Origin of the sequence: Pseudomonas sp. (genome assembly GCF_050739775.1) — a bacterium.
Lineage (GTDB): Bacteria > Pseudomonadota > Gammaproteobacteria > Pseudomonadales > Pseudomonadaceae > Aquipseudomonas.
In genome coordinates this window covers 46,109-69,847 of record NZ_JBOICA010000022.1, presented here as the reverse complement: position 1 = coordinate 69,847, position 23,739 = coordinate 46,109, and the positions used below count along the sequence as shown (strand labels likewise).

The 23,739-nt window shown below is 60.6% G+C and carries 22 protein-coding genes; 12 read left to right on the top strand and 10 right to left on the bottom strand.

What is annotated here, in order from left to right:
• Positions 1-7: 7 nt before the first annotated feature.
• The 4 genes from ACRESH_RS13615 to yaaA all read right to left on the bottom strand — a co-directional run bounded on the left by ACRESH_RS13615 (position 8) and on the right by yaaA (position 5,594).
• The gene (locus ACRESH_RS13615) at positions 8-1,174 is read right to left on the bottom strand and encodes a PilZ domain-containing protein (protein WP_431742482.1); all 1,167 of its coding nucleotides are present in this window, start codon (positions 1,172-1,174) and stop codon (positions 8-10) included.
• A gap of 37 nt (positions 1,175-1,211) precedes the next feature.
• Positions 1,212-2,702 carry a mannuronan synthase gene (alg8, locus tag ACRESH_RS13610; protein ID WP_431742481.1) on the bottom strand — a complete coding sequence of 497 codons (1,491 nt, stop codon included), beginning with the start codon at positions 2,700-2,702 and terminating at the stop codon, positions 1,212-1,214.
• Between the two features lie 63 nt (positions 2,703-2,765).
• Complete coding sequence (locus ACRESH_RS13605; protein ID WP_431742480.1) at positions 2,766-4,082, bottom strand: nucleotide sugar dehydrogenase; 1,317 nt, start codon at positions 4,080-4,082, stop codon at positions 2,766-2,768.
• Positions 4,083-4,814: 732 nt separating this feature from the next.
• Complete coding sequence (gene yaaA / locus ACRESH_RS13600) at positions 4,815-5,594, bottom strand: peroxide stress protein YaaA (RefSeq protein WP_431742479.1); 780 nt, start codon at positions 5,592-5,594, stop codon at positions 4,815-4,817.
• 134 nt (positions 5,595-5,728) lie between these two features.
• Between yaaA and ACRESH_RS13595 the strand changes: the two genes are divergently transcribed.
• The 6 genes from ACRESH_RS13595 (at position 5,729) to ACRESH_RS13570 (ending at position 10,829) form a co-directional block, all read left to right on the top strand.
• Positions 5,729-6,856: a polysaccharide deacetylase family protein gene (locus tag ACRESH_RS13595; RefSeq protein WP_431742478.1), complete on the top strand. Its 1,128-nt coding sequence runs from the start codon at positions 5,729-5,731 to the stop codon at positions 6,854-6,856.
• 342 nt (positions 6,857-7,198) lie between these two features.
• A complete protein-coding gene (locus tag ACRESH_RS13590) occupies positions 7,199-8,593 on the top strand; it encodes a PhoH family protein (RefSeq protein WP_431742477.1) in 1,395 nt (464 codons plus the stop codon).
• Positions 8,594-8,688: 95 nt separating this feature from the next.
• Positions 8,689-9,165: a cyclic pyranopterin monophosphate synthase MoaC gene (gene moaC / locus ACRESH_RS13585; RefSeq protein ID WP_038607116.1), complete on the top strand. Its 477-nt coding sequence runs from the start codon at positions 8,689-8,691 to the stop codon at positions 9,163-9,165.
• Positions 9,162-9,407, top strand: a complete 246-nt coding sequence (locus tag ACRESH_RS13580) for a MoaD/ThiS family protein (protein ID WP_431742476.1) — start codon at positions 9,162-9,164, stop codon at positions 9,405-9,407. The genes moaC and ACRESH_RS13580 overlap by 4 nt, the downstream gene beginning before the upstream one ends.
• Before the next feature lies 1 nt (position 9,408).
• On the top strand, positions 9,409-9,855 hold the full coding sequence (gene moaE, locus ACRESH_RS13575; protein ID WP_431742475.1) for a molybdopterin synthase catalytic subunit MoaE: 447 nt from the start codon (positions 9,409-9,411) through the stop codon (positions 9,853-9,855).
• 197 nt (positions 9,856-10,052) lie between these two features.
• Positions 10,053-10,829 carry an ABC transporter substrate-binding protein gene (locus ACRESH_RS13570; RefSeq protein WP_431742474.1) on the top strand — a complete coding sequence of 259 codons (777 nt, stop codon included), beginning with the start codon at positions 10,053-10,055 and terminating at the stop codon, positions 10,827-10,829.
• Positions 10,830-10,855: 26 nt separating this feature from the next.
• On the opposite strand, the gene ACRESH_RS13565 is transcribed toward ACRESH_RS13570, so the two are convergent.
• The 5 genes from ACRESH_RS13565 to ACRESH_RS13545 all read right to left on the bottom strand — a co-directional run bounded on the left by ACRESH_RS13565 (position 10,856) and on the right by ACRESH_RS13545 (position 15,948).
• On the bottom strand, positions 10,856-11,482 hold the full coding sequence (locus tag ACRESH_RS13565; protein WP_431742473.1) for a helix-turn-helix transcriptional regulator: 627 nt from the start codon (positions 11,480-11,482) through the stop codon (positions 10,856-10,858).
• Between the two features lie 74 nt (positions 11,483-11,556).
• Positions 11,557-12,687, bottom strand: coding sequence for an NAD(P)/FAD-dependent oxidoreductase (locus tag ACRESH_RS13560; protein WP_431742472.1), 1,131 nt, complete (start codon positions 12,685-12,687; stop codon positions 11,557-11,559).
• Between the two features lie 10 nt (positions 12,688-12,697).
• Positions 12,698-13,648 (bottom strand): ornithine cyclodeaminase family protein, encoded by a 951-nt coding sequence (locus tag ACRESH_RS13555; RefSeq protein WP_431742471.1) that lies wholly within the window; start codon positions 13,646-13,648, stop codon positions 12,698-12,700.
• Between the two features lie 112 nt (positions 13,649-13,760).
• A complete protein-coding gene (gene rhlB, locus ACRESH_RS13550; RefSeq protein ID WP_431742470.1) occupies positions 13,761-15,188 on the bottom strand; it encodes an ATP-dependent RNA helicase RhlB in 1,428 nt (475 codons plus the stop codon).
• Positions 15,189-15,291: 103 nt separating this feature from the next.
• Positions 15,292-15,948: an alpha/beta hydrolase gene (locus tag ACRESH_RS13545; protein WP_431742469.1), complete on the bottom strand. Its 657-nt coding sequence runs from the start codon at positions 15,946-15,948 to the stop codon at positions 15,292-15,294.
• A gap of 336 nt (positions 15,949-16,284) precedes the next feature.
• Here ACRESH_RS13545 and ACRESH_RS13540 point away from each other — a divergent pair, with 336 nt between their 5' ends.
• The 4 genes from ACRESH_RS13540 to ACRESH_RS13525 all read left to right on the top strand — a co-directional run bounded on the left by ACRESH_RS13540 (position 16,285) and on the right by ACRESH_RS13525 (position 20,442).
• Entirely contained in the window at positions 16,285-17,313 is a 1,029-nt protein-coding gene (locus ACRESH_RS13540; RefSeq protein WP_038607138.1) for an amino acid ABC transporter substrate-binding protein, read from the top strand.
• A 67-nt stretch (positions 17,314-17,380) separates the two neighbouring features.
• Entirely contained in the window at positions 17,381-18,559 is a 1,179-nt protein-coding gene (locus ACRESH_RS13535) for an amino acid ABC transporter permease (protein ID WP_431742468.1), read from the top strand.
• Between the two features lie 10 nt (positions 18,560-18,569).
• Entirely contained in the window at positions 18,570-19,667 is a 1,098-nt protein-coding gene (locus ACRESH_RS13530) for an amino acid ABC transporter permease (RefSeq protein WP_431742467.1), read from the top strand.
• 10 nt (positions 19,668-19,677) lie between these two features.
• A complete protein-coding gene (locus tag ACRESH_RS13525) occupies positions 19,678-20,442 on the top strand; it encodes an amino acid ABC transporter ATP-binding protein (RefSeq protein ID WP_400169934.1) in 765 nt (254 codons plus the stop codon).
• Positions 20,443-20,518: 76 nt separating this feature from the next.
• Here the strand turns inward: ACRESH_RS13525 and algW are convergent, their stop codons facing one another.
• Positions 20,519-21,676, bottom strand: a complete 1,158-nt coding sequence (gene algW / locus ACRESH_RS13520) for a Do family serine endopeptidase AlgW (RefSeq protein ID WP_431742466.1) — start codon at positions 21,674-21,676, stop codon at positions 20,519-20,521.
• A 236-nt stretch (positions 21,677-21,912) separates the two neighbouring features.
• Between algW and ACRESH_RS13515 the strand changes: the two genes are divergently transcribed.
• Entirely contained in the window at positions 21,913-22,671 is a 759-nt protein-coding gene (locus tag ACRESH_RS13515; RefSeq protein WP_431742465.1) for a Nif3-like dinuclear metal center hexameric protein, read from the top strand.
• A 136-nt stretch (positions 22,672-22,807) separates the two neighbouring features.
• Positions 22,808-23,725 (top strand): sulfate adenylyltransferase subunit CysD, encoded by a 918-nt coding sequence (gene cysD, locus ACRESH_RS13510; protein WP_342624280.1) that lies wholly within the window; start codon positions 22,808-22,810, stop codon positions 23,723-23,725.
• Positions 23,726-23,739: the final 14 nt, after the last annotated feature.

Sequence of the window (23,739 nt, the reverse complement as noted above, 5' to 3'; positions counted from 1 at the left end):
GATCCTCTTAAAGCCCACGGGCCATGGCTTTGTCGATCAGCCCGTCCAGCGACGGGCCACTGTTGCTGTCCACCGCCACCGGGCGGCCTGCCAGTTCACTGGGCAGTGCACCCTCTGGCTTGATCTGTACACGAATATCCGATGACAGGTCTTCAGTGTTCAGGCTGGTGCTGCTGACGATTTCGCCAGTGCGCCATTCGCCTTCGCCAGCGATCTGGAAGTTGACCCGGGTACCCGGCTGGATGTCGTCGAACTGGCGATAGCTGAAGCGCGCCTCGACGGTTGGGTTAACGGTGCGCGGAATCAGCTGGAAGATCACTTGGCCTTTGCTCGCGTACTGGCCGTCATCCACCAGCTGGCGGGCGACCACGCAATCGCAGGGGCTGGTCAGGGTGCCGCTCATCTGCTTGCCGAACAGCTCTTCGACCTTGCCCGGCTCAAGCTGCTGGTCGTCCAGGTGGCCCTTGAGCATGTCCAGCATGCTGGTGCTGAACGAGGCCAGCGGCGCGCCCTTGAGCACCTGGCCAGCATTCTCGACCAGGCTTTGCAAGGTGCCGTCGCGGGGCATGCTGACGTTGATGGTTGGCACGCTGACCACACCCGCCTGGGCATGGCTGACGAAGTACAGGCCATACACCGACTTGGCGATAAAGCCGAACGCGGCCACCCCGACCACGAACACGCCGAGGCTGAAGGTCACCGCACGCAGGCGGCCGAAGGCGCTCATGCCGCCGCTGGCGTCTTTGTGTTTGCGTGCCTTGGTGAAGTTGTCGCGTTGCAGGGTGCTCAGGACATCGCCAAGGGTGATCAGCTCGCCAGACAGGTGTGAGGTGATGATGTGACGCAGGGTGGCGATATCGCGTGGCTCCAGGTTCTGGAACTGCACGCCGGTGCGCCCGTTGGAGGGGTCAAAGGAACGCACCTGGAACTCGATGTCCATGGCCAGGCCGAGCTTGTCGACGGTGAACTGCAAGCGGCCGCGCAGCACATCGCCGACTTTCAGCGGGTGCTTGGCATGGAAGCTCAGGCCCCCGGCGGACAGGTCGTCGACCTTCACTTCCAGGGTTTCGCGGTGGCTCCCCAGGTAACGCAACTTGGCCGGGATGCGCACCCGGGCGTGCTGGCGCTGGGCTTCGGACTCATGCACGACATTGACGTTCACGGCGGTATTCATGGCGATTTGTTCCTGTTTAATCCAATCGGGTTCCGGCTCACACGACCATGAACAGCACAGCAATGAAGATGCTGGCCGCCGAGAAGGTCATGGTCCGGGAAGACCAGGTGTTGAACCATTGTTGAAAGCTGGCGAGGTCGCGTTTGAGGGCAGTGGGCTGGCGCGTCCAGGACTGCTTGTCGAGGCGGAAGAACACGTAGATCTTCATGATCGCGCCAACGATCTGGTTGTAATAAAGAATCAGCGGGTAGGCCGGGCCGATGCTGTGGCCCGAGCACAGCAGCATGAGCGTCAGGATCAGGCGGGTGATACCGATCCACAGCAGGTACACCAACAGGAACGCCGGGCCGAACTTCAGGCTGGCAATGACGGCAACGGTCAGGCCCAGCAGACTGGTCCACATCGACACGCGCTGGTCGAACAGCACCACACTGGTGAACAGGCCCAGACGCCGGATACCCAGGCCCAGGGCCCGTGAGTTCTGCCGCAGGTTGTTGCCGTACCAGCGATACATCAGCTTGCGGCTGGCCTTGAGGAAGCTCTTTTCCGGTGGGTGCTCGACCGTGTTGATCGCTGCATCCGGGACGTAGAAGGTGTCGTAGCCCAGGCGCATGAGGCTGAACCAGCTGGACTTGTCGTCACCGGTGAGGAACTTGAAGCGGCCCAGGCGCCAGTGCTGCAGCGAGTCGTTCTCGACGTCGGCGATGAACTCGGGGTTGGTCACCACGGCGGCGCGGAACACCGACATGCGCCCGGTCATGGTCAGCACGCGCTTGGACAGGGCCATGGAGCACATGTTGATGTGGCGCTGGGCGAAACGCAGCTTGTGCCACTCGCTCATGATGTAGCCGCCGCGCACTTCGCAGAATTCGTTGGTGGTCAGGCCGCCGACATTGCCGAACAACTTGAACCAGGGCACGGTCTTGCGCACTACGCCTTCACCGAGCACGGTGTCGCCGTCGATCACCGCAACCACGGCGTTGTCGTCCGGCAAGTGGCGGGAGATCGCGCGAAAACCATAGGCCAGGCCGTCACGCTTGCCGGTACCGGCGATACGCACGAAATCCAGGGTGACGCGGTCGGGCGGATTGAGTTTTTCCCAGAGGCTTTTCACCAGCAGTTCGTCGGACATTTCCACCAGCGAGCAGACCACAGTGGTCGGATAGCCGCAGGCGATGGCCTCGCGGATCACCGAGCTGTAGACCTGGGCGGTGGTCAGGGCGTCGATGCGAAAGCTGGTGACCATCAGGTAGACGTGGGACGGATTCGCGACACTGCCCAGCTTGCGCACCTTGCGCCGGAGCATTGGGTAGACCACGTAGAGAAACAGAATGCCGCGCACAAAGTGCGTGGCACCCATGGAATAGCGCCAGATACCGACGGCGCCGACGAGGAAAATGAAGTCCTTCGAGTCGGGGTCGAAAATGGAGTTGGGCAAGGCCAGGGCGATCAACATGAGCAGGCTCACGTAGAACAGCCAACCGGCGACTTGTAGCAGGCCGTGCTTGAGCCTTTGCATGTTCTGCATCCGTATCCAGTGAGAAGACTAGGGTGCTGCGCAGGGCCCGAAAGCCCTGCGCAACCTGCCGGGTTACCAGCAGATACCTTCGGTGCGGGTGGCCGGGGAGCTGGCCTTGTTCATGAAGCCAACCAGGTCGATGACCTGCTTGCCTGCAGGCGCTTGCTGGGCGAGGGCGCGGAATTTCTCGTCGCGGTTGCCTAGGACGATCAAGTCGGCATGCTTGATGACCTGGTCGAAGTCAGCGTTGAGCAGCGACGAGACGTGAGGGATCTTCGACTCGATGTAGTCCTTGTTCGCACCGTGGACGCGGGCGTACTCGACGTTGCTGTCGTAGATGTTCAAGTCGTAGCCCTTGCCGATCAGACGCTCGGCCAGTTCCACCAGCGGGCTTTCGCGCAGGTCGTCGGTGCCGGCCTTGAAGCTCAGGCCGAGCAGCGCGACTTTGCGCTTGTCGTGGCTTTCGATGAGGTCGAAGGCGTTCTGCACCTGGGATTCGTTACTGGTCATCAACGAGTTGAGCAAGGGCGCCTTGACGTCCAGGCTGCTGGCCCGGTAGGTCAGGGCGCGCACGTCCTTGGGCAGGCACGAACCGCCAAAGGCAAAGCCTGGGCGCATGTAGTACTGCGACAGGTTCAGGGTCTTGTCCTGGCAGACCACGTCCATCACTTCGCGGCCATCGACACCGACCGCTTTGGCGATGTTGCCGATCTCGTTGGCGAAGGTCACTTTCGCTGCGTGCCAGACGTTGCAGGTGTACTTGATCATCTCGGCCACTTCGATGTCCTTGCGGATGATCGGTGCGTCGAGCTCTTCATACAGCGACTGCAGTACGTCGCCGCTGGCCTGGTCCAGTTCGCCGATGACGGTCATCGGTGGCTGGTCGTAGTCCTTGATCGCGGTGCTTTCACGCAAGAACTCCGGGTTCACCGCCACACCAAAATCGACGCCGGCCTTTTTCCCCGAGCAGTCCTCAAGGATCGGGATCACCACGTTCTTCACCGTGCCCGGCAGTACGGTGCTGCGCACCACGATGGTATGGCGGCTGGCTTTTTCGCGCAGCACGAAACCGATTTCGCGGCATACCGATTCGATGTATTCCAGACCCAGATCACCGTTCTTCTTGCTCGGCGTACCGACGCAGATCATCGAAAGGTCGCTGTCGCGGATTGCCGCCGCAAAGTCAGTGGTGCCCCGCAGGCGGCCAGTGTCGATGCCTTGTTGCAAGAGTGCTTCAAGCCCGGGTTCGACAATTGGCGATTTGCCCTGGTTGATCAGGTCGATCTTGGTCTTGGAAACATCCACGCCAATCACTTCATGACCCCGTGCGGACAGGCAGCCAGCACAGACTGCACCTACATAACCCAAACCAAAGATGCTGATACGCATCGCTATCACCTCATGTGTTTATCATGCCGGCTCAACTAGCAGAGCCAGACCGGGTTGATTAACCAGCAATGTCCGGGCGAGCGGAGTTGTGGCAAAAAGATGTCACTTCACCGTGCGCAGGCATATAAATGTGGAGTGCAAAATAATCTGCACTCAAAGTTGGCAGCCAATGGCCAGTAATTATGGGCGTGCCCTTAAATGCAGCCGTCTTTATTGCAGTTCTGTTTTCAGAGACTGAAGTGCTTGCTCTTTCAAATAGATAAAATTATTTGAAATCAACCACTAGGACGATTTTTTCGGGCGCGTGTCTCCTGAGTTCGCTGTAGGTCATCTCTCACACAATGCTTGAGAGTCGTTACCGGTGGTATGAGCGATCGGCGAGAGGATAAGTTCCGAGGGCGGTTTAGTAACCGTGAAAGTTTTTTAAATATTTATTAAAGTGCCAGTGCTTTCACTTTGATAGCACTTGGCAGTTTCGTCCCTTTATATAAAGGGTGAACTCGGGGAGGGATGTTTTATTGCCAGCATCGAAAATTATTTTTCGAAATTCGTCAAAAAGTTACGAATGGTCTTACTGGCAGTTTGCAATAAAGCGGGCTTGTTTTTTGGCGTCATTTTTACGGCATCTGTGGGGCGGGAAACTGTGTGGGATTTATCCGCGAAGGGCCGCAACGCGGCCCCAAAAGAGCGGACTGCTGCGCAGTCCTTCGCGGATGAATCCACCACTCGGACTCACTCGTCCGGATGATCGCGCAGGAACACCAGATTGTCCGGCTTCGACTGCTCGGCACTGTAGTAGTAACCCTGCACATCGAACTGCTTGAGCTGCTCGGGATTGTTGATGCGCTCCTGGATCACGAAGCGGCTCATCATGCCGCGGGCTTTCTTGGCGTAGAAGCTGATGATCTTGTACTGGCCATTCTTGAAGTCGCGGAACTCGGTATTGATGATCCGCGCCTTGAGCGCGCTGCGCTTGACCGCGCTGAAGTACTCGTTGCTGGCGAGGTTGAGCAGCAGGTCGTCGCCTTGGTCGGCCAGGGCCTGGTTCAGCCATTCGCTGATGCGCGTGCCCCAGAAGGCATACAGGTCCTTGCCGCGGGCGTTGACCAGCTTGGTGCCCATTTCCAGGCGGTAAGGTTGCATCAGGTCCAGCGGGCGCAGCAGCCCGTACAGCCCCGAGAGCATGCGCAGGTGGTCCTGGGCGTAGCTGAAGTCGTCTTCGTTCAGGCTCTCGGCATCCAGCCCGGTATACACATCACCCTTGAAGGCCAGCAGCGCCTGCTTGGCGTTTTCCGGGGTGAAGGCCGGGGTCCAGCTGCCGAAGCGGGCGGCGTTGAGGCCGGCGAGTTTGTCGGAGAGGTGCATCAGTTCGCTGATCTGCGCCGGCGACAGCTCGCGCAGCTGCACGATCAGCTCCTGGGAGTCATCCAGGTACTGCGGCTGGGTGTAGCGCGGGGTCACCGGCGGGGTGTCGTAGTCGAGGGTCTTGGCGGGGGAAATCACCGTCAGCATCGGTCGGGCTCCTGAAATCGTGGGGCCGATTCTACGGGGCGGGGGCGTTGATCTCCAGCTATGACGTTGATAGCCACAGACCATCCCGACGCTTGACGCTATAGTGCGCGGCGAGGAAATCGGAGAGCTCGATCGTGCGCATTGCTTTTCTACTACTGACCGGATTGTTGAGTGTCGCGGCACAAGCGGCGCCTGTGCCGCCGACGACCTTCGACCGTGGTCACTGGCCGGAGCAGCTCGACAGCCCGGCGCTGTTCGATGTGGCCTCGCGGGCTGAGATTCTCGGTTTTGCCCGGGCCCTGGAGGCCAGCGAAGCACTCGACGAATCGGCCCTGGCAGCACGCCTGGGGCTCAAACAGATCAACCTGGTGTCGATCAATCAGGTGCGCTCGCGCCTGTGGCGGCAATTGTGGCGCAACTATGACTTGGCCCAGCAGAGCTGCGAGCAGGATGCCTCTTTCTGTTATGTCATCGACGGGCAGGCCGAGCTGCGCCAGCAGGCAGCGAAGTTCGCGGTCGCCAGCGACTCCTTCTATGCCGGCTGGGCCGAACCTAGCCGTGCGTTTCATGAGCGCTATCTGAATGAACTGTTGCGCAAAGCCGCGCTGTTTCCGCAGAACGCCAGCGAAGTCGAGCGTTTTTCGGACCTTGAACGCAACGGTGATGAACTCAACGACCGGCTGTTCATGCTGAGTTTCGACTCAGGTCCCGGCGCAGTCGGCGGTGGCACCGATACCCTGACCGATTACCTGCGCCGGCAGAAGCTCGGCGCGACCTTCTTCGTACTTGGCAACAGCCTGCAGACGCGCCGCGACAAGACCTCGCTGACGGACCTGCGCGCCCTCTACACAGGCCAGTGCGTAGGGATTCAAGGTTGGCAGTATCGCTCCCACGGCCAATGGCAGGACTGGCAGCAATCGGTGCTGCGCAGTCAGGCCCGGGTGCAGGCGGACCTGCCCGATCAGTATGTGCCTTTGTTCAGGCCGCCCTATGGCCAGCGCCGGGCTGACAGCCAGGAGTTCTTTGCCAGTCAGGGGCTGCAGGTGGTGCTCTGGAACATCGATGCTCAGGACCAGGGCAACTTTAGCGCCGAGCAGTCGGCACAGCGGGTGTTGACCCTGATGCTGCTCTGGCGGCGCGGAGTGATCCAGTTTCACGACGTCCAGCCCAAGGCGCAGGAGGCACTGGCCTGGTTGCTCAAGCAAACGGCACAAAGTGGAATTGGTTGGGAAGATTGTCGACATTACGCTGGTAAAAGCTGAAACCGGGTAGGGAAAGGCGTGTTTAGCAAGAAAATCTCACACGCATTTCACTGGACCTGATTTATGACTTTAGCGGTGCTTTGACCGTGCGCCAAGGGCTAAGTGTCATCACGAAAAATAAACTTCAAAAATACGTAAAAATGCTTTTTCCGGTCATGGGTTTTGCGGTATCAAGAAGACAGACCGCCGAACCCTGCATCACAGGTGGCGTCATTGGGCACCCTTTCTGTGAGGGCAGCTTCCCAGCCGTAACGACGCGGACCAGGGGAGAACCGGCGGCCACTTCACGGCGCAGCACCGTCAAGGTATTGCGTTGTATGGCTTCCACAAAGGTGACCGAGTATGGATGATCAAGGACGCACCACTTCCTCCAACCAGCCAATCCTTTATGTGCTCGATACCAATGTACTGATCCACGATCCAAACGCGTTGCTCAATTTCGAGGAGCACCACGTCGCCATACCGATGACGGTGCTGGAGGAGCTCGACAAACTCAAGACCGGGAAGCAAACCATCGCTGCTGAATGTCGCCAGGCCATCCGCCTGATCGACCAGACCCTGGGCGATGCCTCGCCTGCCGATGTCGAGCAGGGTGTGCCGATCCAGCGTGGCAAGAGCGGGCCGAAGGGCTCGCTGTCGATCCTGATGAGTTCGCGCAACGAGCCGAACCACCTGCTGCCGGAAACCCTCAACGACAACATCATCATCAACCAGTTGCTGGAGCTGCGCAGTCGGCGCAAAGACCTGGACGTGGTGCTGGTGACCAAAGATATCAACATGCGTCTCAAGGCTCGCGCCTGTGGGATCGCGGCCGAGGACTACAGCACCGACCAATTGGTTGACGACGTTGCCCTGCTGTCCAAGGGCTATCACAGTGTTACCGGTTCATTCTGGGACCGGGTCAGCAAGGTGGAGACGCGTCAGGATCGCGGTCGAACCTGGCATCGGGTGCAGATGATCGACAACTTGCCGGCGGTACATATCAACGAGTTCATCATTGATGAGCAGGGCTTTGTCGGCTGGATCAAGGGCATCAAGGACGACGAGCTGCTGTTGCTCGACCTGCATCAGGAACCCCTGTTGCACCAGGAAGCCTGGGGCCTGAAACCGCGTGACATTCATCAGAGCCTGGCGCTGTTCGCACTGCTCGATCCGGATATTCACCTGGTCAACCTGACGGGCGCTGCCGGTTCCGGCAAAACCATCCTGGCCCTGGCCGCCGCGATCGAACAAACCATGGTCAGCAAGCGCTACCGGCGCATTATCGCCACCCGCAGCGTGCAGGGGCTGGACCAGGAGATCGGCTTTTTGCCGGGCACCGAAGCAGAGAAAATGGAGCCTTGGCTCGGGGCCATCACCGACAACCTCGAAGCGCTGCACATGGATGATGAAAACACCCATGGCAGTGTCGATTACATCCTTGAGCGCGTACCCCTGCAGTTCAAATCGCTGAACTACATTCGCGGTCGCAGTTTCCAGCAAAGCCTGATCCTCATCGACGAATGCCAGAACCTCACCCCACACCAGATGAAAACCATCATCACCCGTGCTGGCACCGGCTCCAAGGTGATCTGCCTGGGTAACCTGGCGCAGATCGACACCCCTTACCTGTCCGCTACCAGCTCGGGCTTGACCTACCTGACCGAGCGTTTCAAGGACTTCCCCAACGGCGTGCACATCACCCTGCAAGGCGTGCCACGTTCGATCCTGGCCGAATACGCCGAATCGCACCTGTAACCCGCAACCACCGGGCGGCCATGCCGCCCGGTTTTTTTGCTACGAAGACCTGACCCCAGGGTTTACACTCTTTGCTCCTGAACAGGAGGAAGGTTGTGCTGACTCATCTCGATTCCCAAGGTCGGGCCACTATGGTCGACGTCACCGATAAAGCCGTGACCTCGCGTGAGGCTGTGGCCGAAGCGCGGGTGCGCATGCTCCCGCAAACCCTGCAGATGATTGTCGATGGCGAGCACCCCAAGGGTGATGTGTTCGCTGTGGCGCGAATTGCCGGTATCCAGGCAGCGAAGAAGACCAGTGATCTGATCCCGTTGTGCCATCCACTGATGCTGACCAGCGTCAAGGTCGAGCTCAGCGCCGAAGGCAACGACACCGTGTATATCGTCGCCCGCTGCAAGCTGGCCGGGCAGACTGGCGTGGAAATGGAAGCCCTGACCGCTGCCAGTGTCGCCGCGCTGACGATTTACGACATGTGCAAAGCGGTCGATCGCGGCATGATCATCGATGGCGTACGGGTGCTGGAAAAGCTCGGCGGCAAGAGCGGCCATTACCAGGCGGATGACGTGAAATGAACATCAATGTGGTGTATTTCGCCCGCTACCGGGAAGCCCTGGATACAGACGGCGAGAAGCTCGAAGGCACGTTTGCAACGCTGGACGAGGTGCGCCAGGCACTGGTCGAGAAGGGCGGAAGCTATGCCGTGCTGGCCGAGCAGAACCTGATGTGCGCGCGCAACGAGGACTTGTGCAAACTCGACGAGCCGGTTGTCGACGGCGACGTGGTGGCGTTCTTTCCGCCCGTGACCGGAGGCTGAGATGAGCGTTCGAGTTCAGACCGCCCCCTTTGATCCGGGTGTCGAAGTCAACGCCATGCACGCGGCCAATGTCGGCGTCGGTGCGGTGGTCGGCTTTGTTGGCTACGTGCGCGACTTCAATGACGGCCAGGAGGTGGCGGGCATGTTCCTGGAGCACTACCCGGGCATGACCGAAAAGGCCTTGGCCAAGATCGTCGTTGAAGCCGAGCAGCGCTGGCCGCTGCTCAAGGTCGAGGTTCTGCACCGCATCGGCGCGCTCGAGCCCGGCGAGCCGATTGTCTTCGTTGGCGTGGCCAGTGCCCATCGCCAGGCCGCGTTCGATGCCTGCAACTTCATCATGGATTACCTCAAGACCCGCGCGCCGTTCTGGAAGAAAGAACAGACCGGTGACGGCCCGCGTTGGGTCGAGGGCAAGCAAAGTGATGAAGACGCGGCGGAGCGTTGGTAAATCGCGGGGCAAGCCCGCTACTACAGGGGGGGCTTTGTGGGAGCGGGCTTGCCCCGCGATGTTTTTGCCTGTTGAGTTCTAATACGATAAAGTCCAGTATGGAGTTATAAGTACAAAATAATTCCAGGCCGACTTACGCCTGCCCCATTTCCTCTGTCTTGCAACACACCTCCAATAACGAGCGAGAGAGACCCAGCATGAAGAAGTTCACCCTGATCAGCGGTCTGGCCCTGAGCCTGTTGGCCAGCAGTAGTCTGTTCGCCGCCGAGGACACCTTGCGTATTGGCATCGAAGCCGCTTATCCCCCCTTCGCCTCGAAAAACGACAAAGGCGAGATCGTCGGCTTCGACTACGACATCGGCAATGCCTTGTGCGCGCAGATGCAGGTCAAGTGCGTGTGGAACGAGGTGGAGTTCGATGGCCTGATCCCTTCGCTGAAAGTGAAGAAGATCGACGCCGCGCTGTCATCGATGACCATCACCGATGAGCGCAAGAAGTCGGTCGACTTTACCCACAAGTACTACTTCACCTCATCGCGACTGGTGATGAAGAAGGGCGCAACGGTCGATGACCAGTACGCCAGCCTCAAGGGCAAGAGCGTGGGTGTGCAGCGTGCCACCACCACCGATCGCTACGCCACTGAAGTGCTCGAACCCAAGGGCGTCACCGTCAAGCGCTACAGCAACAACGAAGAGATCTACATGGACCTGGCATCCGGGCGTGTGGATGCGATTTTCGCCGATACCATTCCGCTGGATGACTTCCTGTCGATGCCGCGGGGCGCAGACTATGCCTTCGTCGGTCCGGAGCTGAAGGACCCGAAATACGTCGGTGAAGGTGCCGGGATCGCTGTGCGCAAGGGTAACGAGGCGCTGGTGAGCAAGCTCAACAAAGCTATCAACGATATCCGCGCCAACGGCGAATACCAGAAGATTCAGTCGAAGTACTTCAAGTCGGACATCTACGGCGATTGATCGCCATCCTCAAGGCCTGAAGTCCTTCAGGCCTTGAGTTCCTTCAGGTGCTTGTACACCGTCGCCCGCCCCATCCCCAGCACATTGGCCACGTAGTTGGCCGCACTCTTGCCCTTGAACGCGCCTTCGGCATGCAGGGCCAGGACCAGCTCGCGCTTGTGGTCGCGGGTCAGCAGGTTCAGGCTCAACTGGCGCTGGCGTAGCCAGTTGTTGAGAAAGGTATTGATGCGCTCCTGCCAGTCGTCGCGAAACAGCGCATCGGGCTGTGGGATCAGCTTGCTCGGCGAAAGGAACAGGTCCAGCGCGGCTTTGGCGTTTTCGAACAGGGAAATGTTCAGGTTGATGCACAGCACCGCCAGCGGCGTGCCAGCTTCATTGCGCAGTACGGTACTCAGTGAGCGGATCTTTTGTCCGTCCCAGTTGAGCTTTTCGTAGGGGCCGATGTTGGTTTCATCGGTGCCTGTCTCGAGCAGGTCTTCCAGCGCAGCATCGTCACCAATCTCGCGTTTGGACAGGTTGTTGGCGATGTAGTCGATCTTCTGGCTGCGCAGGTCGTGCAGCACCACTTCGGCATGGGGGAAGAACAGGGTGGCAATGGCATCGGCGATGGCCCGGTAGTTGTCCAGGACAGGGTCGGGGCGGGGTGTCGACATTCAGGCAGGCTCCAGGCGGTGTCAGCGCCCTTGGCACAAGGGCGCTGCGAGTGTGCCGCAATCGCGGCGGCGCGTCATCCCAGCAGGCGGCGCGGGGAAAGCATCGCGGCGTTCAGGCCAAAACCCTTGATGGCCGCGGGCAGGTCTTCGCCACGCACCAGTGCGGCGCTGGCCTGGCCCATGGCGGGCGAAGTCTGGATGCCATAGCCACCTTGGGCCGCTACCCAGAACAGGCCGGGCACCTGTGGATCGAAGCCGGCCACCAGATCACCGTCGGCGACGAAGCTGCGCAAGCCGGCCCAGGTGCGGGTTGGCCGACGAATGCTCAAGGTGGTCGCCTCTTCGATCTGGTAGATACCCATGGCGATGTCCAGCTCTTCGGCCTGCACGTCGTGGGGTTCGACCGGGTCGGCGTTGGCCGGCGAGCCGAGCAGCATGCCAGCGTCGGGCTTCATGTAGAACGATTCGTCGAGACTGACCAGCATCGGCCAGGCATGACTGTCGACGCCTTCGGGACCGGCGAAGATGAAGGCGGCGCGACGTTTGGGTTGCAGGCCAAGCGCTTGCGCACCGGCCAGTACGCCGATCTGGTCGGCCCAGGCGCCAGCGGCGTTGATCAGCACCGGCGCACTGAAGGTGCCACGGCTGGTCTGCACCTGCCAGAGACCGTCGGTATCACGGCTAAGATGCTGGACCTCGCAATCGCTGTGCACTTCACCCCGCTGGCGGCGGATACCGCGCAGGTAGCCCTGGTGCAGGGCATCGGTGTCGATGTCACTGGCGCTTGGGTCGTAGAGGGCGCCATGGACTTTGTCGCGGCGCAGTACCGGCAGGCGGGCGCAGGCCTGGTCGGCGCTGAGCAGTTCGACCTCCGGCACACAGGCCCTGGCACTCTGGTACTGACGCTGCAGCTCTTCGGGGTCACCCGTGAAGTCGACGGTCATTTCCCCGCGCGGGCTGAGCAGCGGGTGCTCGGTAAACCCTGCTGGCGGGTGGTCGAAGAACTCACGGCTGGCCAGGGTCAGTGCACGCACCTGCGGGGTGCCGTAGGCGGCGGTGTAGAGCGCGGCCGAGCGGCCAGTGGAGTGGTAGCCAGGCTGCGATTCGCGTTCGAGCAGTAGCACCCGGCCGTGACTGGCCAGCCAATAGCCGGTGGAGGCGCCAGCGATACCGGCGCCAATGATGATGAAGTCAGCCTGTTGCATGGAAGTCTCCTCAGTCGGCGCGCTGCAGACGGTACAGGGCATTGGCCAGGGCGATGTCTTCCAGGCCCAGGCCGATGGAGCGGAAGAAGGCGTGGCGCTTATAGGTCGGGGCAGGGGCCTGGTTGCTCAACAACTGCGCCAGATCGCCGACGATAGCCTCGGGTTGCCAGCCATGTTGCTCGGCCGCGATGCGCATCTCGCCGGCGCTGCCAGGGGTGGTTACCCGGTAATCGCAATACACTTCCATGGCGCCGAGGCTGGCTGGCGGTACTTCATGGGCGCGCACGGCATTGGTGCTGATCGAGGTGATCAGGGCCGGTTTGCTCAAGGTGCTCGGGTCGATGACCGGGGTGGCCGAGGAGGTGCACAGCATGATCACGTCGGCATCCTGTACGGCCTGTTCGAGGCTGTCGCTGAGCGCCAGGCGTGGATCGAGGTCAAGCAGCGACTGACGTTGCTCGGCGCTTTGCTCGGCCAGGCTTGGCGAATACAGGCGGATGTCCTGCCAGTCGCGCAGGTCGCGAACATAGTGCAGGTGTGCACGGGCGATCGGACCGCTGCCGATCAGGGTCAGGCGTCGGGCGCTGGCCGCGGCCAGGGCGTCGACCGCCACCGCGGTGGTGGCGGCGGTACGCGCGGTGGTCAGCTCCCCGGCATCGCACAGCAATAGAGGCTGGCCGCTGTCCATGGACATCAGCAGGGTCCAGGCGGTGACCAGCGGACCTTGCTCACGGACAATGTAGGGCGAGGTTTTGACCCCGTACACACGCTCTTGCGCCAGTACACCGCCGTAGTTGATGAAGTCGCCCTGGCCAGCAGGAAACTCCACCAGCTGTTGCGGCGGCTGCACCGCTTGTCCGGCCGCCAGATCACGGAACAGGTTGCGCAGGATCTGTGGAACATCCACCTGTGTCAGCAGTTGGCGAGCGTGCTGTTGATCGATGACGAGAGGCGCGGACATACGAGACTCCAAATAAACTGTTTTGTCTATTATGGACTGTTTGTATATTCGGACAATATCAGCGGCATAAAAAAACGCAGCCAGGGCTGCGTTTTCAGACGACTGTCAGTATTCAGTGATGCTTGCGCGGCACTGGTTTGAGCAGTTCGGTCGGCGGCATCTCGCAACTGATCTTGCGACCCAGTAGCGCTTCGATGGCCGGCAACTGGTAGGAGTCATCCTCACCCGCGAAGCTGATCGACACACCGCTGGTGCCGGCACGGCCGGTACGACCGATACGGTGTACGTAGTCATCCGGGTCTTCCGGCAGAGTGAAGTTGATCACATGGCTGATGCCGTCGATGTGGATGCCGCGACCGGCCACGTCGGTAGCGACCAGCACGGTGATGCGACCTTCGCGGAAGCTCTCCAGGGTCTTGATGCGCTTATGCTGGGGCACGTCACCCGACAGCTGGGCGGCGTTGACGCCATCGCGCACCAGGCGTTCTTCGATGCGCCGCACTTCGTCCTTGCGGTTGGCAAAGACCATCACCCGTTCCCACTTGTTCTCGGTAACCAGGTTGTACAGCAGCTTGTACTTGTCGCTGCCGGCCACGGCGTAGACGTGCTGTTCGACGGTTTCGCTGGCAACGTTTTCCGGCTCGATCTCGACGATGGCAGGGTCGGTGGTCCACTGCTTGGCCAGGTTCATCACGTCTTCGGTGAAGGTGGCGGAGAACAGCAGGGTCTGGCGTTCGCTCTTGGGCGGGGTCTGGCGGATGATCTGCCGTACCTGGGGGATGAAGCCCATGTCGAGCATGCGGTCGGCTTCGTCCAGCACCAGCACCTCGATCATGTCCAGGTGCGCTTCGCCGCGCTGGTTGAAGTCCAGCAGGCGGCCTGGGGTGGCAACCAGGATGTCGCAGTGGCGCGCCTCGAGGGCCTTGAGCTGCTTGTCGAAGTCCATGCCGCCGACGAAGGTCATCACATTCAGGCCGGTGTACTTGGTCAACGCCGCGGCATCTTTGGCGATCTGCACCACCAGTTCGCGGGTCGGGGCGATGATCAGTGCCCGTGGCTCACCCATGTAGCGCTCTTTGGGCGGCGGGGTCTGCTGCAGCTGGGTGATGATCGAGATCAGGAAGGCTGCGGTCTTGCCGGTGCCGGTCTGGGCGCGGCCAATGGCGTCCTTGCCGCGCAGGGTGTAACCCAGCACTTGCGCCTGGATCGGCGTGCAGTAAGGAAAGCCCAGGTCGTGGATCGCATGCATAAGCTCGGGCGAGAGCTTGAAGTCATGGAAACGGGTCTTGCCTTCTTGCGGTTCGACCACGAAATCTTCCAGCTTCCAGGTGGAGGCTGCTGGTTTTGGCTTGCGCTCACGGCGCGGCTTGGGCTCGGCTGGTTTCTCGGCGCGTGCCGGTGCGGCGGCCTCGGTCTTGAGCGCAGCGGCCGGGGCAGGGGCCTTGGCTGGTGCAGGTGGCTGCTTCACGGGGGCAGCGGTCTCGGTGGCGAGTTGCTCAACCTCGCTCTTGCCGAACATCTTCTTGAGTGCTTTGAGCACGGTCATCTCATCAATTGGTTAAGGAATGTACGCCGGCCAGTGTAATGCAAGAATCGGGCGCGGCGTAGTGGATTGCGCTGACAACTACAGGGAAGCCTTCTTTTTAGCGCAGGCGCTCCGCCAGCCAGACGCCTATATCGTTGATTTCCTCGGGCAGTACTGCGTGCTCCATCGGGTATTCCTTCCAGCTGACGTTGATGCCCCAGTGCTTGAGGTGTTCGTAGGCGGTGCGGCCCATGGCGGGTAGCACCACCTGATCGTAGACACCGTGCAGGCACAAGGCCGGGGTGCGTTGCTGGCAAGCGCTCAGTTGACGCTCCTGGACAAAGGTCGGCGCATAGGTCGACAGGGCTATCACGCCACCCAGGGCTTCCTGCCACTTTATATAAGCAGTGTGCAGCACTACCGCGCCACCCTGGGAAAAGCCGGCAAGGATGATACGGGCCAGGTCGATGCCTTTTGCCTGTTCGGCCTTGATCAGTTCAATCACCTGGTCGGCCGAGGCTTGCAGCTGTTCCTCGTCGATGGCCCGCGCCGGGGTCATGGCCTTGATGTCGTACCAGCTGGGCATTTCATAACCACCGTTGATGGTCACCGGCCGGGTTGGCGCCTGGGGCATGACGAAACGGGTACTCAGCAAAACTTCCTGCAAGGCTTCGGCCACCGGCATGAAGTCGTAACGGTCGGCCCCAAGGCCGTGCAACCAGATCACACAGGCGTCTGCGGTTTTTTGTGGTTCGAGAATCAGCGGGTGGGTCATGACTGCTCCGAAAGTGTGCGCGCGCTCTTGTTTGCGTGCATGAAATGAAGGCGCGTCGGGTAAATCCGGGAAAAACCTGTCGCAACGCTGCAAGTTTCCCTCTTGACGAGAACTGAAACGCTTTAGCCGCTCAGTGTGGTACGCGCTTTGCTATGAAACTCCTGATGCGAGGTTACACGTTTTGGACGGTAACACCCGTTAGCGGTCCCCAAGGCTGTCACAGAACAGCGCATTGCGCCAATTGACCCAAAAACAAGCCAACACGGGTCGGATGCGCCTCATAAGGGTGCGGTGCAATCCCGGCTCAATACAACAAGAGCAAAACTGGAGGTTTGAATGAAGATGTTGAAATCCACCCTGGCAGTGGTTACCGCTGCTACCGTGCTGGGTATCAGCGGTATCGCACAAGCAGGTGCGACCCTGGACGCCGTACAGAAGAAGGGCTTCGTTCAGTGTGGCGTCAGTGACGGTTTGCCGGGCTTCTCGGTTCCGGATGCCAAGGGCAATATTGTTGGTATCGACGCAGACGTCTGCCGCGCCGTAGCTGCAGCCGTGTTCGGCGACGCCAAGAAGGTCAAGTTCAGCCAGCTCAACGCCAAGGAGCGTTTCACCGCGCTGCAGTCCGGCGAGGTCGACGTGCTGTCGCGTAACACCACTTGGACCAGCTCCCGTGACGCCGGCATGGGCCTGGTGTTCGCCGGTGTTACCTATTACGACGGCATCGGTTTTCTGGTCAACAAGAAGCTGGGTGTTTCCAGCGCCAAGGAACTGGACGGTGCAACCATCTGCATCCAGGCCGGTACCACCACCGAACTCAACGTCTCCGACTACTTCCGCGCCAATGGCCTGAAGTACACCCCGATTACCTTCGACACCTCCGACGAAAGCGCCAAGTCGCTGGAATCCGGCCGTTGCGACGTGCTGACCTCGGACAAATCGCAGCTCTACGCACAGCGCTCGAAGCTGGCGGCGCCGGCCGACTACGTGGTACTGCCGGAAACCATTTCCAAGGAGCCGCTGGGCCCAGTGGTACGTAAAGGCGATGAAGAGTGGTTCAGCATCGTCAAATGGACCCTGTTCGCCATGCTCAATGCCGAGGAAATGGGCATCAACTCGAAGAACGTCGAGGCAGAAGCCAAGGCCACCAAAAACCCTGATGTGGCCCGTATGCTCGGCGCTGACGGCGAATACGGCAAGGACCTGAAACTGCCGAAGGACTGGGTCGTGCAGATCGTCAAACAGGTCGGCAACTACGGTGAAGTGTTCGAGAAGAACCTGGGCAAGGAAACCCCACTGCAAATCGACCGCGGTCTGAACGCCCTGTGGAACAACGGCGGCATCCAGTACGCGCCACCGGTGCGCTGACGGCTGCGGCCTGCGGCGGCACCTAGCCGTCGCAGGCTGTTCGCATCCCTTCCTTGCGGGGCATTACATGCAAAATCAAATCGGCGCACCTAAGGGGCTATCCCTTAACGATCCACGTGTGCGTGCGTGGCTGTTCCAGATCATCACCGTGGTCGCGGTGATCGCTCTGGGCTGGTACCTGTTTCATAACACCCAGACCAACCTGCAACACCGCGGGATCACCTCGGGTTTCGACTTTCTCGAGCGCAGTGCCGGTTTCGGCATCGCCCAGCACCTGATCCCTTACACCGAGCAGGACAGTTATGCCCGGGTATTCGTCATCGGTTTGCTCAACACCCTGCTGGTGACCTTTATCGGCATCGTCCTGGCGACCCTGCTGGGGTTCATCATCGGTGTGGCCCGGCTGTCACCGAACTGGATGATCAACAAGCTGGCCACTGTGTATGTCGAGACTTTCCGTAACATCCCACCGCTGTTGCAGATCCTGTTCTGGTATTTCGCGGTGTTCCTGACCCTGCCGGGACCGCGGGGCAGTATCAACATCAACGACGCTTTCTTTATCAGCAACCGGGGCCTGAACATGCCCGGTGCTGCCATGGCCGAAGGATTCTGGCCATTTGTCGTCAGCCTGGTGCTGGCCATCGTTGCCATTGTGGTGATGGTGCGCCTGGCCAACCGGCGCTTCGAAGCCACTGGCGAGCCGTTTCACAAGTTCTGGGTTGGATTGTTCCTGTTCTTCGGCATTCCGGCGCTCAGCGTGTTGCTCGCTGGCAGCCCGCTGCACTGGGAAATGCCGCAGCTCAAGGGTTTCAACTTCGTCGGTGGCTGGGTACTGATCCCCGAGCTGCTGGCCCTGACCCTGGCGCTGACCATCTATACCGCGGCGTTCATTGCCGAGATCGTGCGTTCGGGCATTCGCTCGGTCAGCTATGGCCAGACCGAGGCGGCCCGTTCCCTGGGGCTGCGTGAAGGCCCGACGCTGCGCAAGGTGATCATTCCCCAGGCGCTACGGGTGATCATTCCACCGTTGACCAGTCAGTACCTGAACCTGGCGAAGAACTCTTCGCTGGCGGCCGGTATTGGCTATCCGGAAATGGTCTCGCTGTTCGCCGGGACCGTGCTCAACCAGACCGGCCAGGCCATCGAGGTGATCGCCATCACCATGAGCGTCTACCTGGCCATCAGCATCAGCATTTCCCTGCTGATGAACTGGTACAACAAGCGCATTGCGCTGATCGAGCGGTGAGGATACGCGCATGAGTACCCATGTTTTCAAACCTGATATGCCGCCACCGGTGAAAACCGTCGGCGTGCTGGCCTGGATGCGCAACAACCTGTTCTCCAGCTGGCTCAACACCCTGCTCACGCTGTTTGCCCTGTACCTGGTCTGGCTGATTGTGCCGCCGCTGCTGCAGTGGTCGATCTTTGACGCCAACTGGGTCGGCACCACCCGCGCCGACTGCACCAAGGAGGGCGCCTGCTGGGTGTTCATCCAGCAGCGCTTCGGCCAGTTCATGTACGGCTACTACCCCACTGAACTGCGCTGGAGGGTCGATCTGACGGTGTGGCTGGCGGTGATTGGCGCCGCGCCGCTGTTCATCTCGCGTTTCCCGCGCAAGGCGATCTACGGCCTGAGCTTCCTGGTGCTGTACCCGGTCATCGCCTACACCCTGCTGCACGGCGGTTACCTGGGTCTGGCCACGGTACCGACCAACCAGTGGGGCGGGCTGATGCTGACCCTGGTGATCGCCACCGTGGGCATCGTCGGTGCCTTGCCGCTGGGCATCCTGCTGGCGCTGGGACGGCGTTCGAACATGCCGGCGGTGAAGGTGGTCTGTGTGACCTTCATCGAGTTCTGGCGCGGCGTGCCGTTGATCACCGTGCTGTTCATGTCGTCGGTAATGCTGCCGCTATTCCTGCCCGAGGGCATGAGCTTCGACAAACTGCTGCGGGCGATGATCGGGGTCATCCTGTTCCAGTCGGCGTACATCGCCGAAGTGGTGCGCGGCGGCCTGCAGGCCATACCCAAAGGCCAGTACGAAGCGGCGGCGGCCATGGGCCTGGGCTACTGGCGCTCAATGGGCCTGGTGATTTTGCCGCAAGCCCTGAAGCTGGTGATTCCCGGCATCGTCAACACCTTCATTGCCCTGTTCAAGGACACCAGTCTGGTAATCATCATCGGCCTGTTCGACCTGCTCAACAGCGTCAAGCAGGCTGCTGCCGACCCGACCTGGCTGGGCATGGCGACCGAGGGCTATGTGTTCGCCGCCCTGGTTTTCTGGATTTTCTGTTTCGGTATGTCCCGCTACTCCATGCATCTGGAGCGCAAGCTGGACACAGGCCACAAGCGTTAGGAGTGTTCCCATGAGTGAAGCGATCAAACAGCCTGTGAGCCCTGAAGGCATTATTCAGATGCAGGGCGTGAACAAGTGGTACGGCCAGTTCCACGTGCTCAAGGACATCAACCTGAATGTGCGCCAGGGCGAGCGTATCGTCCTGTGTGGCCCGTCGGGATCGGGCAAGTCCACTACCATCCGCTGCCTCAACCGTCTGGAAGAGCACCAGCAGGGCCGCATCGTGGTCGATGGCGTGGAACTGACCAACGACCTCAAGCAGATCGAAGCGATCCGCCGTGAAGTCGGCATGGTGTTCCAGCATTTCAACCTGTTCCCGCACCTGACCATCCTGCAGAACTGCACCCTGGCGCCGATGTGGGTGCGCAAGCTGCCCAAGCGCAAGGCCGAGGAAATCGCCATGCACTACCTGGAGCGGGTGCGGATTCCGGAGCAGGCGCACAAGTTTCCGGGGCAACTGTCCGGTGGTCAGCAGCAGCGGGTGGCGATTGCCCGTGCGCTGTGCATGAAGCCGAAGATCATGCTGTTCGATGAACCGACCTCGGCGCTCGATCCGGAGATGGTCAAGGAAGTGCTCGATACCATGGTCAGCCTGGCTGAGGACGGCATGACGATGCTCTGTGTGACCCACGAAATGGGCTTCGCCCGAACGGTGGCGAACCGGGTGATCTTCATGGACAAGGGGGAGATTGTGGAGCAGGCGGCACCGGACGACTTCTTCGACCGGCCGCAGAATGAGCGGACCAAGTTGTTCCTCAGCCAGATTCTGCACTGACTCCATCGCGGGGCAAACCCGCTCCCCCAGGGATATCCCTGTGGGAGCGGGTTTGCCCCGCGATGCTTTTAACCGATCACTGTCCTTCTTTGGCCGCCAGCGCTGGCGGTGGACGCAAGCCGATTTCAGCCGTCAGCTTCAACTCCTTGCCATTGCGCATCACCTGGATCGCCACCTTGTCGTTGGGTTTGATCCGCGCTACCTGGTTCATCGAGCGACGCCCGTCACCCGCTGGTTCGCCGTTGATGCTGAGAATTACGTCACCCAGTTGCAGGCCGGCCTTTTGCGCCGGACCGTCGCGGAAGATCCCCGCCACCACGATCCCCGGACGCCCTTGCATGCCGTACGACTCTGCCAGTTCCTGGCTCAGCGGCTGCACTTCGATACCCAGCCAGCCGCGAATCACCTGGCCGTGCTCGATGATCGACTTCATCACTTCCAGGGCCAGCTTGGTCGGAATGGCGAAGCCGATCCCCTGGGAACCACCGGACTTGGAGAAGATCGCCGTGTTGATGCCGGTCAGGTTGCCGTTGGCGTCCACCAGCGCGCCGCCGGAGTTGCCCGGGTTGATCGCAGCGTCGGTCTGGATGAAGTCTTCGTAGTTGTTCAGGCCCAGTTGGTTGCGGCCTGTGGCGCTGATGATGCCCATGGTTACCGTCTGGCCGACACCGAAGGGGTTGCCGATGGCCAGGGCAACGTCACCGATATGGATGCTGTCGGAGCGGCCGATGGTGATCGCCGGCAGGTTTTTCAGGTCGATCTTGAGCACTGCCAGGTCGGTTTCCGGGTCGCTGCCGATGACCCGCGCCAGGGTTTCGCGGCCATCCTTGAGTGCTACCACGATCTGGTCGGCACCGGAGGTCACGTGGTTGTTGGTCAGCAGATAACCTTCCGGGCTCATGATCACCGCCGAGCCCAGGCTCGACTCCCAGCGCCGCTGCTTGGGCAGGTTGTCGCCGAAGAAACGGCGAAATTGCGGGTCTTCGAACAGCGGGTGGGCGGTTTTGTTGACCACTTTGGTGGTGTACAGGTTGGCCACCGCAGGTGCGGCGTTACTTACGGCGTCGGCGTAAGACACCGGCCCCTGCATGACCCGTGTGGTCTGCGGTGCCTGTTGCAGGTTGACGTCCTGGCTGGGCAGGCCGACCCATTGCGGAAAGCGCTGGATGATCAGCAGGGCGATCAGCACGCCGACCAGCAGCGGCCAGCCAAAGTAACGCAAAGCCTTGAACATTGAACGAATCCTGGGAGTGGGCAAAGGGCCGCTAATACTGCGTGGGAGTGAGCGCGCGCGATCATACTGCGACCGAAGCGGTGCAGGAACTGCTAAATCGCAACCGAGCCGTTGATACAGCGTGCAGGCCCCCAGGCATCCGCCGTCGGTTTCCCCAAACCCGGCGACGGCCCATAATAGCGGTTATTATACGGGGCCTTGCGCCGCGCTGAACTGCTGAATTGAGGAGTCTTGTCATGGCTGTTGCCCTGAGCACCCTGGTTGAGGAAGCCGAACGCTACCTCGGCAGTGCAAAAATCCAGGATTACTGCCCCAATGGCCTGCAGGTCGAAGGGCGCCCGCAAGTCACCCGCATCGTCAGTGGCGTCACCGCCAGCCAGGCGTTGCTGGATGCGGCAGTCGAAGCCGAAGCCGACCTGGTGCTGGTGCACCATGGTTATTTCTGGAAGGGCGAGAACCCTTGCATCACCGGGATGAAGCAGCGCCGACTGAAGACCTTGCTCAACAACGACCTGAGCCTGCTGGCTTACCACCTGCCGCTGGACCTGCACCCTGAGGTCGGCAACAACGTGCAACTGGCCCGTCAGCTCGATATCACCGTCGAAGGCCCGCTGGACCCGGACAACCCGCGGGTGGTCGGCCTGCTCGGTTCTTTGGCCGAACCCATGTCGGCGCGGGACTTCGCCCGCAAGGTACAGGAGGTCATGGGCCGCGAGCCACTGGTGATCGAGGGCGAGCAGATCATTCGCCGGGTCGGCTGGTGCACCGGGGGTGGGCAGGGTTACATCGATCAGGCGATTGCCGCCGGGGTAGACCTGTACCTGAGCGGTGAGGCGTCTGAGCAGACGTTCCACAGCGCCCGGGAGAACGGCATCAGCTTCATTGCCGCCGGTCACCATGCCACTGAGCGCTACGGCGTGCAGGCGCTGGGTGACTACCTGGCGCGGCGCTTCGCCCTGGAGCACCTGTTCATCGACTGTCCGAACCCGATCTGAGGCTAAAACGGCAGGGCATATTCTTATATTGTTTCGTTCTAGTTGGCCGCCTAAATAGAATTGAGTGCTGTGATAAAGTGGCTCGCTCGAACACGGCCCGCAGGCCGTCCATAAGATCGTATTTCCGTGAGTAGCCATGGTCGACAAACTGACGCATTTGAAACAGTTGGAGGCGGAGAGCATCCACATCATTCGTGAGGTGGCCGCCGAGTTCGATAACCCGGTGATGCTGTACTCGATCGGCAAGGATTCGGCCGTGATGCTGCACCTGGCACGCAAAGCCTTCTTCCCGGGCAAGCTGCCGTTTCCGGTGATGCATGTCGACACCCAGTGGAAATTCCAGGAGATGTACAGCTTCCGCGACAAGATGGTCGAGGAGATGGGCCTGGAACTGATCACTCACGTGAACCCGGACGGCGTTGCCCAAGGCATCAACCCGTTCACCCACGGCAGTGCCAAGCACACCGACATCATGAAGACCGAGGGCCTCAAGCAGGCGCTCGACAAGTACGGCTTCGACGCCGCCTTCGGTGGCGCGCGCCGCGACGAAGAGAAGTCGCGGGCCAAGGAACGTGTCTACTCGTTCCGCGACAGCAAGCACCGCTGGGATCCGAAGAACCAGCGTCCGGAGCTGTGGAACGTCTACAACGGCAAGGTCAACAAGGGCGAGTCGATTCGCGTGTTCCCCCTGTCGAACTGGACCGAGCTGGACATCTGGCAGTACATCTATCTTGAAGGCATCCCGATCGTGCCGCTGTACTTCGCTGCCGAGCGCGACGTGATCGAGAAGAACGGCACCCTGATCATGATCGATGACGAGCGCATCCTCGAGCACCTCTCTGATGAAGAAAAAGCCCGCATCGTCAAAAAGAAAGTGCGCTTCCGTACCCTTGGCTGCTACCCGTTGACGGGTGCGGTGGAGTCCGAGGCCGAAAGCCTCACCGACATCATTCAGGAAATGCTCCTGACCCGCACTTCCGAGCGCCAGGGCCGTGTCATCGACCACGATGGCGCCGGCTCTATGGAAGACAAAAAACGTCAGGGCTATTTCTAAGTTAGGGTCTCTTC

What these genes read in the sequence shown, in the direction of transcription:
- ACRESH_RS13515 (WP_431742465.1), top strand. Translation starts at nt 21,913, where the DNA reads ATGGCTGTTGCCCTGAGCACCCTGGTTGAGGAAGCCGAACGCTACCTC.
- moaE (WP_431742475.1), top strand. Translation starts at nt 9,409, where the DNA reads ATGAGCGTTCGAGTTCAGACCGCCCCCTTTGATCCGGGTGTCGAAGTC.
- ACRESH_RS13540 (WP_038607138.1), top strand. Translation starts at nt 16,285, where the DNA reads ATGAAGATGTTGAAATCCACCCTGGCAGTGGTTACCGCTGCTACCGTG.
- ACRESH_RS13560 (WP_431742472.1), bottom strand. Translation starts at nt 12,687, where the DNA reads ATGCAACAGGCTGACTTCATCATCATTGGCGCCGGTATCGCTGGCGCC.
- ACRESH_RS13545 (WP_431742469.1), bottom strand. Translation starts at nt 15,948, where the DNA reads ATGACCCACCCGCTGATTCTCGAACCACAAAAAACCGCAGACGCCTGT.
- ACRESH_RS13535 (WP_431742468.1), top strand. Translation starts at nt 17,381, where the DNA reads ATGCAAAATCAAATCGGCGCACCTAAGGGGCTATCCCTTAACGATCCA.
- alg8 (WP_431742481.1), bottom strand. Translation starts at nt 2,702, where the DNA reads ATGCAGAACATGCAAAGGCTCAAGCACGGCCTGCTACAAGTCGCCGGT.
- ACRESH_RS13580 (WP_431742476.1), top strand. Translation starts at nt 9,162, where the DNA reads ATGAACATCAATGTGGTGTATTTCGCCCGCTACCGGGAAGCCCTGGAT.
- ACRESH_RS13565 (WP_431742473.1), bottom strand. Translation starts at nt 11,482, where the DNA reads ATGTCGACACCCCGCCCCGACCCTGTCCTGGACAACTACCGGGCCATC.
- ACRESH_RS13615 (WP_431742482.1), bottom strand. Translation starts at nt 1,174, where the DNA reads ATGAATACCGCCGTGAACGTCAATGTCGTGCATGAGTCCGAAGCCCAG.
- ACRESH_RS13590 (WP_431742477.1), top strand. Translation starts at nt 7,199, where the DNA reads ATGGATGATCAAGGACGCACCACTTCCTCCAACCAGCCAATCCTTTAT.
- ACRESH_RS13555 (WP_431742471.1), bottom strand. Translation starts at nt 13,648, where the DNA reads ATGTCCGCGCCTCTCGTCATCGATCAACAGCACGCTCGCCAACTGCTG.
- ACRESH_RS13605 (WP_431742480.1), bottom strand. Translation starts at nt 4,082, where the DNA reads ATGCGTATCAGCATCTTTGGTTTGGGTTATGTAGGTGCAGTCTGTGCT.
- ACRESH_RS13570 (WP_431742474.1), top strand. Translation starts at nt 10,053, where the DNA reads ATGAAGAAGTTCACCCTGATCAGCGGTCTGGCCCTGAGCCTGTTGGCC.
- ACRESH_RS13530 (WP_431742467.1), top strand. Translation starts at nt 18,570, where the DNA reads ATGAGTACCCATGTTTTCAAACCTGATATGCCGCCACCGGTGAAAACC.
- yaaA (WP_431742479.1), bottom strand. Translation starts at nt 5,594, where the DNA reads ATGCTGACGGTGATTTCCCCCGCCAAGACCCTCGACTACGACACCCCG.
- cysD (WP_342624280.1), top strand. Translation starts at nt 22,808, where the DNA reads ATGGTCGACAAACTGACGCATTTGAAACAGTTGGAGGCGGAGAGCATC.
- algW (WP_431742466.1), bottom strand. Translation starts at nt 21,676, where the DNA reads ATGTTCAAGGCTTTGCGTTACTTTGGCTGGCCGCTGCTGGTCGGCGTG.
- ACRESH_RS13525 (WP_400169934.1), top strand. Translation starts at nt 19,678, where the DNA reads ATGAGTGAAGCGATCAAACAGCCTGTGAGCCCTGAAGGCATTATTCAG.